This window comes from Pseudomonas sp. Pseusp15, assembly GCF_059492165.1.
Window position 1 is genome coordinate 5,268,394 of sequence record NZ_CP168523.1, and the last position, 12,116, is coordinate 5,280,509.

General features: G+C 59.5%; 13 protein-coding genes. 4 read left to right on the plus strand and 9 right to left on the minus strand.

Features of this window, described 5'->3' with window-relative positions:
• Nucleotides 1–19 precede the first annotated feature (19 nt).
• The 6 genes from ACEN8R_RS23735 to zur all read right to left on the minus strand — a co-directional run bounded on the left by ACEN8R_RS23735 (nucleotide 20) and on the right by zur (nucleotide 4,751).
• Entirely contained in the window at nucleotides 20–694 is a 675-nt protein-coding gene (locus ACEN8R_RS23735; protein WP_018927268.1) for a methionine ABC transporter permease, read from the minus strand.
• Nucleotides 694–1,701 (minus strand): methionine ABC transporter ATP-binding protein, encoded by a 1,008-nt coding sequence (locus ACEN8R_RS23740; protein WP_007940716.1) that lies wholly within the window; start codon nucleotides 1,699–1,701, stop codon nucleotides 694–696. Before ACEN8R_RS23740 ends, ACEN8R_RS23735 begins: the two co-directional genes overlap by 1 nt.
• A 247-nt stretch (nucleotides 1,702–1,948) precedes the next feature.
• On the minus strand, nucleotides 1,949–2,665 hold the full coding sequence (locus ACEN8R_RS23745; RefSeq protein ID WP_018927269.1) for a PA5502 family lipoprotein: 717 nt from the start codon (nucleotides 2,663–2,665) through the stop codon (nucleotides 1,949–1,951).
• A gap of 37 nt (nucleotides 2,666–2,702) precedes the next feature.
• Nucleotides 2,703–3,491, minus strand: a complete 789-nt coding sequence (gene znuB, locus ACEN8R_RS23750; protein ID WP_018927270.1) for a zinc ABC transporter permease subunit ZnuB — start codon at nucleotides 3,489–3,491, stop codon at nucleotides 2,703–2,705.
• Nucleotides 3,484–4,269: a zinc ABC transporter ATP-binding protein ZnuC gene (gene znuC / locus ACEN8R_RS23755; protein WP_007940713.1), complete on the minus strand. Its 786-nt coding sequence runs from the start codon at nucleotides 4,267–4,269 to the stop codon at nucleotides 3,484–3,486. Before znuC ends, znuB begins: the two co-directional genes overlap by 8 nt.
• On the minus strand, nucleotides 4,269–4,751 hold the full coding sequence (gene zur / locus ACEN8R_RS23760) for a zinc uptake transcriptional repressor Zur (RefSeq protein ID WP_026286509.1): 483 nt from the start codon (nucleotides 4,749–4,751) through the stop codon (nucleotides 4,269–4,271). The genes znuC and zur overlap by 1 nt, the downstream gene beginning before the upstream one ends.
• 66 nt (nucleotides 4,752–4,817) lie before the next feature.
• Here zur and ACEN8R_RS23765 point away from each other — a divergent pair, with 66 nt between their 5' ends.
• The gene (locus ACEN8R_RS23765; protein WP_086945255.1) at nucleotides 4,818–5,738 is read left to right on the plus strand and encodes a zinc ABC transporter substrate-binding protein ZnuA; all 921 of its coding nucleotides are present in this window, start codon (nucleotides 4,818–4,820) and stop codon (nucleotides 5,736–5,738) included.
• A 93-nt stretch (nucleotides 5,739–5,831) separates the two neighbouring features.
• Here the strand turns inward: ACEN8R_RS23765 and ACEN8R_RS23770 are convergent, their stop codons facing one another.
• Both ACEN8R_RS23770 and ACEN8R_RS23775 read right to left on the minus strand, forming a co-directional pair.
• Nucleotides 5,832–6,782 (minus strand): homoserine kinase, encoded by a 951-nt coding sequence (locus ACEN8R_RS23770; protein WP_018927273.1) that lies wholly within the window; start codon nucleotides 6,780–6,782, stop codon nucleotides 5,832–5,834.
• 58 nt (nucleotides 6,783–6,840) lie between these two features.
• The gene (locus ACEN8R_RS23775) at nucleotides 6,841–7,131 is read right to left on the minus strand and encodes a DUF2782 domain-containing protein (RefSeq protein ID WP_018927274.1); all 291 of its coding nucleotides are present in this window, start codon (nucleotides 7,129–7,131) and stop codon (nucleotides 6,841–6,843) included.
• 74 nt (nucleotides 7,132–7,205) lie between these two features.
• On the opposite strand from ACEN8R_RS23775, the gene polA reads away from it, so the two are divergent.
• Entirely contained in the window at nucleotides 7,206–9,974 is a 2,769-nt protein-coding gene (polA, locus tag ACEN8R_RS23780; RefSeq protein WP_495624391.1) for a DNA polymerase I, read from the plus strand.
• A gap of 298 nt (nucleotides 9,975–10,272) precedes the next feature.
• Here the strand turns inward: polA and yihA are convergent, their stop codons facing one another.
• Nucleotides 10,273–10,914 (minus strand): ribosome biogenesis GTP-binding protein YihA/YsxC, encoded by a 642-nt coding sequence (yihA, locus tag ACEN8R_RS23785; RefSeq protein ID WP_007940707.1) that lies wholly within the window; start codon nucleotides 10,912–10,914, stop codon nucleotides 10,273–10,275.
• A gap of 191 nt (nucleotides 10,915–11,105) precedes the next feature.
• Between yihA and ACEN8R_RS23790 the strand changes: the two genes are divergently transcribed.
• Both ACEN8R_RS23790 and ACEN8R_RS23795 read left to right on the plus strand, forming a co-directional pair.
• Nucleotides 11,106–11,396, plus strand: a complete 291-nt coding sequence (locus ACEN8R_RS23790; protein WP_019020904.1) for a c-type cytochrome — start codon at nucleotides 11,106–11,108, stop codon at nucleotides 11,394–11,396.
• Nucleotides 11,397–11,442: 46 nt separating this feature from the next.
• Nucleotides 11,443–12,054 carry a c-type cytochrome gene (locus ACEN8R_RS23795; RefSeq protein ID WP_007940706.1) on the plus strand — a complete coding sequence of 204 codons (612 nt, stop codon included), beginning with the start codon at nucleotides 11,443–11,445 and terminating at the stop codon, nucleotides 12,052–12,054.
• Nucleotides 12,055–12,116: the final 62 nt, after the last annotated feature.

Below are 12,116 nucleotides of genomic sequence, written 5' to 3' on the forward strand. Positions count from 1 at the left end.
CTTAAGTGACGAAAACTGTTTATTTGCGGGAGAAATGAACCACCAGCTTGTCGCCGACGGTTTGCAGCACTTGAACCAGCACCAGCAGCAAGACCACGGTGACCACCATCACGTCGGTCTGGAAACGCTGGTAACCGAAACGGATCGCCAGGTCGCCCAAGCCGCCAGCGCCGACCACACCGGCCATTGCTGTGTAGGACACCAGTGTAATCGCTGTCACCGTAATCGCTGCGAAGATGCCCGGGCGGGCTTCCGGCAGCAAGGCGTTGGTGATGATCTGACGGGTCGTCGCGCCCATGGCCTGGGTCGCTTCGATGATGCCGCGATCCACTTCACGCAGGGCGGTTTCCACCAGTCGCGCGAAGAACGGCGTGGCGCCCACCACCAGCGGTGGGATCGCACCGGCGACACCGAGGGAGGTGCCGGTAATCAATACGGTGAACGGAATCATCACGATCAGCAGAATGATGAACGGCAGCGAACGCAGAATGTTCACCACCAGCGATAGCATCGCGTAGACGCCTTTGGCTTCCAGCAACTGGCGCGGGCTGCACAAGAACAACAGCACGCCCAACGGCAACCCCAGCAGCACGGTGAACAACAGCGAACCGCCAAGCATCAGCAGGGTGTCGCCGGTGGCCAGCCAGATTTCGTACCAGTCGATATTGGAAAAGAAACTCATCAGGACTTCCATCAGCGCAGCACCTCCATATGGACATCAGCTGCGGTGAAGTGAGCAAACGCCGCTTCCATGTCGCCACCGGTGACGGCCAGGGTCAATTGGCCGTAGGGAACCTCTTTGATGCGATCGATACGACCGGCCAGGATGCTGTAGTCCACGCCCGTTTCCCGGGCGACGGTACCCAGCAATGGTGCGTAGGTCGCTTCGCCCTGGAAGGTCAGACGCACGATGCGGCCCGGCACATGAGCGAAGTCGTCGCGCTGTTCGTTCTCGTCGATCTGCTCGTCTTCCTGGACGAAGCGCTTGGTGGTCGGGTGCTTGGGGTGCAGGAACACTTCGGCCACCGAACCTTGCTCGACGATCACACCGGCATCCATCACCGCCACCTGATCGCAGACTCGACGAATCACATCCATCTCGTGGGTGATCAGAACAATGGTCAGCTTCAGCTCGCGATTGATCTCGGCCAGCAATTGCAGAACCGACGCCGTGGTCTGCGGGTCGAGGGCACTGGTGGCTTCGTCGCACAGCAAAATTTTCGGCTTGGTTGCCAGGGCGCGGGCGATGCCGACACGCTGCTTCTGACCACCGGACAGTTGCGCCGGGTATTTTTTCGCATGGTCGGCCAGGCCAACCCGCGCCAGCAACTGCGCCACACGCTGGTCGATTTCGCTACGCGACAGCTCACCGGCGAGGGTCAGCGGCAGCGCGACGTTATCGGCCACGGTCTTGGACGCCAGCAAGTTGAAGTGCTGGAAAATCATCCCGACCTGCTGACGGAAACGTCGCAGGCCGTTGGCATCCAGCGCTGTGACTTCTTCACCATCGACGATGATCTTGCCGCCACTGGAGTTTTCCAGGCGGTTGATCAGGCGCAGCAGGGTACTTTTTCCCGCACCGGAATGGCCGATCAGGCCAAAGACCTGACCGTTCTCAATCGTCAGACTGGTCGGATGCAGGGCGGGAATATCCTTACCGGCGACGCGGTAAGTTTTGTGGACGTTTTGAAACTCGATCACGTAGCGAACCTTGTGGGGCGCGTTAGAAAAGGATCAGCGGTTAGCCGGGCGCGCATTTTAGCCTGTCCGTATAGAGGTTCTTAGCATTTATTTCGCCTTCAACCAGCGATTTGGCAATAAGGCGATCAAAGGTAGGAACCTGGGACCGAGGCAATTGCGGCCTGATGCATCTAGAAAAGCAAAAGATCGCAGCTTGCGGCAGCTCCTAAACGGTCCGTTGGAGCTGCCGCAGGCTGCGATCTTTTCTTTATGGCTTGCGAGGGCTCAAAACCATCTGCGCCGGAATATTGCGCAGAATCTGCTTCTCAAGCTTCAGATCAAACCCCGAATCCAGCTTCTTCACCCGTTTGGTCAGCAACGTGGCCAACCATGGGTAGTCCTGAGTACGGGGAACCTGAATGCTCACGTCGCACTGATAATTCACCACATCGGCGGCGATAGCATCCAGTTGACGACGAAGTTTGCTCATATCGTTGAGGTTCAATGCCACCGTCGTGCTTTCAGCCGTCGGGTCGATCACTTTGGCCTGCGGTCTGGCTTCGGCAGCCTTGAGGGCCGCTTCGGCTTTATCCAGTTCAGCCTTGCGTGCATGAACGATGGCATTGTTAACGCCACCGGTCAGCGCCGGGGCCTTGGGCATCAATACCCGGGCACGGCTGAGGGCAGTGGCCGCGGCATTCACATCACCTTTTTGCAACACGATCTGGCTGCGCAGTAAATAGGCTTCGGCCAATTGCCGCTGGTATTGCTCAAGGGATTGATCGTTGGGCGACTCGGCCTGCAAGGCCGCCAATTGATCCTCGGCGGTGGCCAGCTCGCTGCTGGCCAGGCTTTGTTCCAGTTGTGCAATAGCCGTGGCCCGTGCATCGGGGACCTCGGTGGCCGCCGGCGGCGTGCTTTGGCAAGCACCCAGTAGCAGCGAAAATGCGACAAGGAGCAGATAACGGGAGGCGAACGGCTTCATTCCTGCGACTCTCTATTTGCGCAAAAAACGAGCAAGTCTACACCCCTCGGCGGGGCAGGACAAAACTCAGCAGAAACAACGCGGCGGCCGCCACCACAATCGACGGGCCAGCCGGGGTGTCCTTGAACCAGGACAACGCCAGCCCGCCACACACCGCGAGCATGCCCAGCAGGCTCGCGCCCAGTGCCATCTGCTCCGGCGAGCGGGCGTGACGTTGTGCCGCAGCCGCCGGAATAATCAGTAACGAAGTAATCAGCAACACGCCGACGATTTTCATCGCCACCGCGATCACCACGGCGATCAGCAACATCAGGACCAGACGCAACGCCGCCACCGGCAAACCTTCCACCCTGGCCAGTTCTTCATGCACGGTGATCGCCAGCAAGGGTCGCCACAGCGTGACAAGCAATACCAGCACCGCCGCGCTGCCGCCGAGGATCCAGGCCAGATCGATCGGGCTGATCGCCAGCAGGTCGCCGAACAGATAGGCCATCAGGTCGATCCGCACTTCATGCATGAAGCTTAGTACCACCAGGCCCAGGGAGAGCGTGCTCGGTGCGAGAATTCCCAACAGCGTGTCAGACGCCAATGGCTGCCGCTGTTGCAGCGTCACCAGCAACACTGCCAGCAACAGGCAGCCTACGGTGACAGCCACGGTCGGGCTGACATCCAGCAGAAAGCCCAGCGCCACACCCAGCAGCGCAGCGTGGGACAGGGTGTCGCCGAAATAAGCCATGCGCCGCCAGACCACGAACGAACCCAACGGGCCCGCAACCAGCGCCAGGGCCAGACCTGCAAGCAGGGCGAAGAGCAGAAAATCAGCCATGCTTGCAGCTATCTCCATGAACGTGGGTATGGGCCGACGGGGTCGCAATGACCACCGAGCCATGCAGGTCGTGAGCGTGGTCGTGATGGTGGTGATAAATCGCCAGACTTTGTGCGTTCTTTCCGAACAGTTCGACGAACGCGGGATCGCCGCTGACCTGCTCGGGATGCCCGGAGCAGCAGACATGGCGATTCAGACACACCACCTGGTCGGTGGTGCTCATCACCAGATGCAAATCGTGAGAGACCATCAATACGCCGCAGCCATGACGGTCGCGCAGACGTGTGATCAGGCTATAGAGCTCAGCTTGACCGGCCACGTCGACGCCTTGTACCGGCTCATCGAGCACCAGCAACTCCGGCTCGCGCAGCAATGCCCGGGCCAGCAGTACTCGCTGCATTTCGCCACCGGAAACACTTTGCACCGGGCTGTCGATCACCTGCTCGGCGCCGACTTCCTTGAGGGCGGCCAAGGCCCGAGCGCGGTCCACGCCAGGGACCAGACGCAAGAAACGCAGCACTGATAGCGGCAGGGTTGGATCGACATGGAGTTTTTGCGGCATGTAACCGACGCGCAACTTCGGCTTGCGCCAGACGCTGCCGCTGTCCGGCTTCAACAAACCGAGCACCGCGCGCACCAGCGTGGTTTTGCCGGCGCCATTAGGGCCGATCAGGGTAACGATCTGCCCCGGCTCGACGCTCAGTTCGATGTTATCCAGCACGTTTTGCCCGGCAAAAGTGACGGCCACCTGCTCAAGACGGATCAGCGCATTGCTCATTAAGCCCCCTGGCAACCCGAGCAGAGACCGATGACTTCAACGGTCTGGGCCTCGACGATAAATCCGACGTCCCTGGCGCTGCCGACGATCGCGTCGCTGATGGACTTCTGTTCAAGCTCAATGGCGGCGTGGCATTGGCGGCAAATCAGGAACTGGCCTTGGTGAGCGTGTTCCGGGTGATTGCAGCCGACGAAGGCGTTCAGCGAGGAGATGCGGTGTACCAGGCCGTTTTCCAGCAGAAAATCCAGCGCGCGATACACGGTCGGCGGCGCAGCTCGGCGGCCGTCCTGCTCGCTGAGCACCGCCAGAATGTCGTAGGCACCCAGCGGTTTATGGCTTTGCCAGACCAGTTCCAGCACCCGCCGGCGCAAAGCGGTCAGGCGTAGCCCCTGACGTGCGCACAAGGCATCGGCCTCAGACAATGCGCTATGGACGCAATGAGAGTGGTCGTGGGGACGACTGGCAATCGGTGTTTTAGGCATGAGCGGCGACGAGTGTTGTGAGAGACGTTATTATGTTACCCGTTCTCGCCTCTTCGAGTGGTCATCGTGTCCCGACTTTTTTCTATCTTTGTCGCATTTGTCGCAAGTTTTCTGCTGATCGGTTCAGCCCAGGCCGAAGTCAAAGTACTTACCAGCATCAAGCCGCTGCAGCTGATTGCTGCTGCGGTGCAGGAAGGTGTGGCGATTCCGGAAGTGTTGCTGCCACCCGGGGCATCGCCGCATAACTATGCCTTGCGCCCATCCGACGTACGGAAGGTGCAGTCGGTGGACCTGGTTTACTGGATCGGTCCGGACATGGAGGGTTTTCTGCCTCGCGTACTGAAAGGTCGTACGCTGCCCAGCGTCGCAGTGCAGGATTTGCCTGGCCTGAAGCTGCGACGTTTCGCCGAAGACAGCCACTCCCACGCCGAAGAAGCCGATGAGCATGACCACGATCATCGCCCCGGCAGCCTGGATGCGCACTTGTGGTTGTCACCGATCAACGCCCGAGTGATCGCCAGCAAAATGGCGGCCGATCTGAGTGCAGCCGATCCGGCTAACGCGGCGCGCTATCAGAGCAACCTCAAAGCCTTCGATGAACGCCTGGATGCCCTGGACCTACGCCTGAAGGCTCGCCTGGCAGGGATCGCGAACAAGCCTTACTTCGTGTTCCACGAAGCCTTCGACTACTTCGAAGACGCCTACGGCCTCAAGCACGCCGGTGTGTTCAGTGTCGCAGCCGAAGTACAGCCCGGTGCCCAGCACGTCGCGGCGATGCGCGCGCGGTTGCAGGAAGTCGGCAAAACTTGCGTGTTCAGCGAACCGCCGCTGCGCCCGCGCCTGGCAGAAACCCTGGTGGCCGGGCTACCGGTGAAACTGGCGGAGCTGGATGCATTGGGCGGATACACACCAGCGACTGCCCAAGGGTATGAGCAGGTGCTGGAAAAGTTGGGGAATGATTTGGCCGGGTGCCTGGAGTCGTTGTAAGCGGGAAGTTTGGTGGTGAATCGTTCGCGGGCAAGCCTCGCTCCTACAGGGATCGCGCACATCCTGTAGGAGCGAGGCTTGCCCGCGAAGCTTTTAGAGGGCGAAAGGCAGCGGCGTGTCGACCTTCTGCCGCTGCGCCAAGCGCAGTTGAAACTCCATCGGATCGTGAATCAACACGTCCTGCCCGGCGAAAGACTCCGCCGCAATCAACCGCGACAACCAGAACCGCACGCACGCCACGCGCAGCATGGTCGGCCACAACTCAGCTTCGGCAGCGGTGAACGGTCGCAGCGCGGCATAAGCGCCCAGCAACGCCCGCGCCCGAGCCCCGTCGAGCTGCCCTTGCTCATCCGAGCACCAGTCGTTCAAGGCAATCGCCACGTCATAGAGCATCGGCCCTGAACAAGCGTTGTAGAAGTCGATCAACCCGGTCAGGTGCGTGCCTTCGAACATCGCATTGTCGCGGAACAGATCCGCATGGATGTTGGCCCGCGGCAGCGCCAGAATTTTCGTCTTCTGCTGGGTGATCTCTTCCAGAGCCCGTTGCAGCAAATCGCTTTGTTCGGCGTTCAGGTGCGAGAGAAACTGCGTGCCCTCTTCCAGCATCCAGTCCAGGCCACGATCGGTTTTGCGCTTGATCATGTTGGCCTGGGTCGCCAGGTGCAGGTGAGCCAGCAGCTCGCCGACCTGAGCGCAATGCTGGGCGTTGGCGTCCTTGATGTGCTTGCCCGCCAGACGTGGCTGCAACAGCGCAGGTTTACCGGCCAGCTCGCGCAATGCAACGCCGTCGGTGGTGCGCAGGGCATAAGGCACCGGCAGGTTGGCGTCGTGCAGCACGTCGAGCAGTTCGATGAAGAACGGCATCTCCTGCACCGGACCGCGCTCGACCAGGGTCAGGACAAACTCGCCCTGCTCCAGGCTGATAAAGAAATTGGTGTTTTCGCTACCGGCGGCGATCCCCTGGAAATCAAGCAGGCGGCCGAGCCCGTAAGGGGCGAGAAAGGTTTCCAGCTCGGGCCGAGCCAGGGGGGTGAACACAGACATGGTTAAAACTGCCAGTACGGGCGCCGCGGTTGAGCCAGCGCCGATTGAAATTAAGAAACTACTTCCACTCAAAGATTTTCCACGAGGGAATCAGCATATCCGGCTGATCCGAGCGGATATAGTTTGCATCTGTTCCGTCCGCACGTATCAGAAAGTACGGTTTTCCGACCTTCGGGGTGACCTTGATCGCGTACACGAAGCCGTTCTGGCGATACTCCTGAATGGTTTTATCGCCTTCCGTGCGGATCGTTACTTCCGGGTCCGCCGAGGGCTTGTCATCCGCCGCCATGACAGCCAATGGAGTGATTGCAAACAAGCCAGCCAGCAACAAGCGATTTAGTGTGCGCATGATAACCTTGTCCCTTTGTCGTCAACGGTCCCGCTATTCTAGCGCCGGACCCGCCGAAAAGGTTGATCCTGCTCATGAGCCAAGCCCCCCTCGTCCTGGTGGACGGTTCTTCTTATCTGTACCGCGCCTTTCACGCGCTGCCTCCGCTGACCACGTCCAAAGGCCTGCCGACCGGAGCGGTCAAAGGCGTGTTGAACATGCTCAAGAGTCTGCGCAAGCAGTACCCGGACAGCCCGTTCGCCGTGGTGTTCGACGCCAAGGGCGGGACGTTCCGCGACGCGATGTTCGCCGAATACAAGGCCAACCGCCCAAGCATGCCTGACGATATGCGGGTCCAGATCGAGCCGCTGCACGCCAGCGTCAAGGCCTTGGGCTTTCCATTGCTGTGCGTGGACAACGTCGAAGCGGACGATGTGATCGGCACCCTGGCCCGCAGCAGCGCGGCCGCCGACCGTCCGGTGGTGATTTCCACCGGTGACAAGGATATGGCACAACTGGTCGACGGGCACATTACCTTGGTCAATACGATGACCGGTAGCGCGCTGGACGTGGAAGGCGTGAAGGAGAAATTCGGCGTCGCTCCCGAGCAGATCATCGATTATCTGGCGTTGATGGGCGATTCGTCCGACAACATCCCGGGCGTTCCGGGTATCGGTCCGAAGACCGCTTCCGGCCTGCTGGTTGGCGTGAATGGCGGCCTGACCGAGCTCTATGCGCAGCTCGATATCGTCCCGACCCTGCCGATTCGCGGCGCCAAGACCCTGCCGGCCAAGCTCGAAGAGCATAAGGAAATGGCCTTTCTTTCTTACCGATTGGCAACCATCAAGATCGACGTGCCGCTGGACATCGGCCTCGACGATCTGCAGATGGCCCCACCGGATCACGACAAGCTTGCCGAACTCTATTCCCTGCTGGAGTTTAAGAGCTGGTTCGAAGAGAACCAGCGCGACGCCAAGCGTTCGGGTCAGGACATCGTCGAGGTCGCCCAGGAGCAGCCGGGTGCCGCCGAAGCGAAATACGAAACCATCCTCGACCAGAAGCGCTTCGAGGCCTGGCTGGACAAACTCGACAAGGCGCCGCTGATCGCCTTCGTCACCGAAACCAACGGCAGCGATGCCCAACACGCGCAACTGGTAGGCCTGTCGTTCTCTGTCGCGGCCAACGAAGCAGCCTACATTCCGCTGACCCATTCCTACATGGGCGTACCGGAACAACTGGACCGTGACACCGTGCTGCTGGCGTTGAAACCGCTGCTGGAAAACCCGAATAAACTGAAAGTCGGCCAACATGCGAAGTTCGACACCAATATCCTCGCCAATTGCGCCATCGGTGGCGATCAGAACAACGGGATTACTGTTCAGGGTATTGCCTACGACACCATGCTCGAGTCCTACGTACTGGACTCAACGGCCACCCGCCACGACATGGACAGCCTGGCGCTCAAGTACCTGGGCCAAAGCAAGACCGACATCCAGGAGATTGCGGGCAAAGGCATCAAACAGCTGACCTTCGACCAGATTTCCCTTGAGCTGGCGGGTCCCTATGCCGCCGAAGACGCCGATGTCACCTTCCGCCTGCATCTGGTATTGCAGGAAAAACTGGCCGCGACGCCAAGCCTGGTCAAAGTGCTCAACGAGATTGAAATGCCGCTGATGCCGGTCCTGGCCCGTATCGAGCGCCAGGGCGCGCTTGTAGACGCCAACCTGCTGGGCATCCAGAGCGTCGAGCTGGGCGAGAAACTGGTCGCCCTTGAGCGTGAGGCCTTTGCCATTGCCGGTGAAGAATTCAACCTTGGCTCGCCAAAGCAACTGGGCGTGATTCTCTACGAAAAGCTCGGTTTGCCTGTACTCAGCAAAACCGCCAAGGGTCAGGCGTCGACTGCCGAAGCCGTGCTGGCCGAGTTGGCAGAACAGGACTACCCGCTGCCCAAGGTGCTGATGCAATACCGCTCGCTGAGCAAGCTCAAAAGCACCTACACCGACCGTTTGCCAGAGCAGATCAACGCACGCACCGGGCGCATTCATACGTCTTACCAGCAAGCTGTCGCAGCCACCGGGCGTTTGTCGTCCATCGACCCGAACCTGCAGAACATTCCGATCCGTACCGCCGAAGGTCGCCGGATTCGTCAGGCGTTCGTCGCGCCGAAAGGCTACAAACTGCTGGCCGCGGATTACTCGCAAATCGAACTGCGGATCATGGCGCACCTGGCCAAGGACGAAGGCTTGCTGCATGCCTTCCGCAACAACCTCGACGTCCACCGGGCCACGGCCGCAGAAGTGTTCGGCGTCGAGCTGGATGCGGTCACCAACGATCAGCGTCGAAGCGCGAAAGCCATCAACTTCGGCTTGATCTACGGCATGAGCGCGTTTGGCCTGGCCAAGCAGATCGGCGTTGACCGCAAACAGTCCCAGGCCTACATCGACCGTTATTTCGCCCGTTATCCCGGCGTGCTGCAGTACATGGAGCGCACGCGCGCCCAGGCCGCCGAGCAAGGCTTCGTCGAAACCATCTTTGGTCGTCGCCTGTACTTGCCGGAAATCAACGCGAAAAACCAGGCCCTGCGTAAAGCTGCCGAGCGCACGGCGATCAACGCCCCGATGCAAGGCACCGCGGCGGACATCATCAAGAAAGCCATGGTGGCGGTGGACAACTGGCTGGCATCGTCAGGCCTGGACGCCAAAGTCATCCTGCAGGTACACGATGAATTGGTGCTCGAGGTGCGTGAGGACCTGGTCGACCAGGTACGCGAGGAGATTCGCGTGCACATGAGCAACGCCGCACAACTGGACGTACCGCTTCTGGTTGAGGTGGGCGCAGGCAACAACTGGGATGAGGCGCACTGAGCCACCTGAAAAGACGTTTGTGCTGCGGCCTGGCGCCGCAGCACATGACGAAGGGCTATAGAGCGAAAAACGACAGTGATTATTTCCAAAGGATTTTGAAAATAGTCTGAACTAAATCCGCGAACCGCCACTCAGAGATACTGAATGGCTGGTGAAGCCCTTCGATGCTCCTATGTTGTGTTAAGTGTTGGCAGATATCTGGACCCCGCCCTAGCGGTCCGGAACTTGAACCCCGGAACTTCTCCCTCCCCATACGAAGTCCGGGGTTTTTTTTGCCTGCCAATTGGCCTCGAGAGACTTACTCGGCAGCCTCGGCACCCTTGTCCGCCAACTCCATCCAGTCCGCCAGCACGGTGTAGGCTTCTTCCAGGCCCATGCGCTTGGGGGCCGAAAACAGCTGGATAGTGATCGTATCGCCCCAACCCTTGCGGATTTCCGATTGAACCTTGAGCAGCGTGTTTTTTGCCGCGCCGTAGGTCAGTTTGTCGGCCTTGGTCAGCAGAATATGCATCGGCATGCCGCTGGCGACGGCCCAATCGAGCATCAACAGGTCGAAGTCGGTCATTGGATGACGGATGTCCATCATCAGAATCAAACCTTTCAAACTCTCACGGCCACCCAGATAGGCTTCCAGGTGACGCTGCCAGTGCATCTTCAACGGGATCGGTACTTTTGCATAACCGTAGCCTGGCAGGTCGACCAGACGGCGTTCATCGTCTAGCTTGAAGAAGTTCAACAGCTGTGTGCGACCCGGTGTTTTCGAGGTCCGCGCCAGGCTGGCGTGGGTCAGAGTATTCAACGCGCTGGACTTGCCGGCGTTGGAACGCCCGGCGAAGGCCACTTCAAAGCCTTCGTCGTCGGGACATTGGTCGACTTTGGCGGCGCTGAGCATAAAGGTGGACTGTTGGCACAGGCCGAGGATGGGATTCTTGAGTTGCATGGGATTTCCGATGTGGGCGGCGCCGGGAATGGACGCGGCAAGCAGTGTCGTTTCCGTTTCAGTGACGCCAGTATATAATGCCGCAGATTTTGTGTGCGCTTTGTCCCAGCGTAGGATGAAGTTCACGAGAGCGATTGACCTTGATTGCGCATTAGAACGCAGCACGCTCTCAACCCTGAAAAGGTCGTTTTATGACGAAATGGCTGCTAGCTGCCGGTGTCTTGATGCCGCTTTACAGCGCTCAGGCTACACAGGATCCGGAAGCTGTGTACAACCGTGTTTGTGGTGCCTGTCATTCCGGCCAACTACCCATGGCGCCCCGCAGGGGCGATCAGGAAGCTTGGACGCCGAGGTTGGCGAAAGGTATGGAGACGCTGGTGCAACACGTGACCCAGGGTTTCAAGGCGATGCCGCCGCGTGGTTTGTGCATGGACTGCAGTGCCGAGGATTACCGAGCCATCATCCAGTGGATGAGCGAGTAAACCCGGTCCATAACTCTTTAACCCTTAGCCGTAGTTGGATTAGCTGATGAACAAATTGATCGTGAGTCTGCTGTTGACCGTGGGGATCTCCGGTATTGCCCATGCTGCAGGTGATGCGACTGCTGGTCAGGCGAAAGCCGCAGTATGTGGCGCCTGTCATGGCCCGGATGGCAATAGCATGGCGCCTAACTTTCCGAAACTGGCAGGCCAGGGCGAGCGTTATCTGAACAAGCAGCTGCACGACATCAAGTCCGGCAAACGCACGGTACTGGAAATGACCGGCCTGCTGACCAACCTCAGCGATCAGGACCTGGCCGATATCTCCGCCTACTTCGCCAGCCAGAAAGGCAGCGTCGGTGCCGCCGACCCGAAAATCGTGGCTCGCGGTGAAGCACTGTTCCGTGGCGGCGACCTGGCCAAAGGGCTGCCAGCCTGCACCGGCTGCCACTCGCCCAATGGCGCAGGCAACGCAGCTGCCGGCTTCCCGCACCTGGGCGGCCAGCATGCTCAGTACGTCGGCAAGCAATTGACCGAATTCAGAAAAGAAGAAGGTGGCCGGACCAACGACGGCGACACCAAACCAATGCAAAGCATCGCTAAAAAGCTGAGCGACGAAGATATCGCCGCCGTCTCCAGCTATATTCAAGGCTTGCACTAAGGCCTGTGATCGAGCGTTGTGAGTGATGTACATCTCTTGCAACGTTAACTCTCGATTAATCC

Excerpts from the sequence above, each read along its gene's own strand:
- ACEN8R_RS23775 (WP_018927274.1), bottom strand. The coding sequence starts at position 7,131 with ATGCGCACACTAAATCGCTTGTTGCTGGCTGGCTTGTTTGCAATCACT.
- ACEN8R_RS23745 (WP_018927269.1), bottom strand. The coding sequence starts at position 2,665 with ATGAAGCCGTTCGCCTCCCGTTATCTGCTCCTTGTCGCATTTTCGCTG.
- ACEN8R_RS23770 (WP_018927273.1), bottom strand. The coding sequence starts at position 6,782 with ATGTCTGTGTTCACCCCCCTGGCTCGGCCCGAGCTGGAAACCTTTCTC.
- yihA (WP_007940707.1), bottom strand. The coding sequence starts at position 10,914 with ATGCAACTCAAGAATCCCATCCTCGGCCTGTGCCAACAGTCCACCTTT.
- polA (WP_495624391.1), top strand. The coding sequence starts at position 7,206 with ATGAGCCAAGCCCCCCTCGTCCTGGTGGACGGTTCTTCTTATCTGTAC.
- znuB (WP_018927270.1), bottom strand. The coding sequence starts at position 3,491 with ATGGCTGATTTTCTGCTCTTCGCCCTGCTTGCAGGTCTGGCCCTGGCG.
- zur (WP_026286509.1), bottom strand. The coding sequence starts at position 4,751 with ATGCCTAAAACACCGATTGCCAGTCGTCCCCACGACCACTCTCATTGC.
- ACEN8R_RS23790 (WP_019020904.1), top strand. The coding sequence starts at position 11,106 with ATGACGAAATGGCTGCTAGCTGCCGGTGTCTTGATGCCGCTTTACAGC.
- znuC (WP_007940713.1), bottom strand. The coding sequence starts at position 4,269 with ATGAGCAATGCGCTGATCCGTCTTGAGCAGGTGGCCGTCACTTTTGCC.
- ACEN8R_RS23735 (WP_018927268.1), bottom strand. The coding sequence starts at position 694 with ATGGAAGTCCTGATGAGTTTCTTTTCCAATATCGACTGGTACGAAATC.
- ACEN8R_RS23795 (WP_007940706.1), top strand. The coding sequence starts at position 11,443 with ATGAACAAATTGATCGTGAGTCTGCTGTTGACCGTGGGGATCTCCGGT.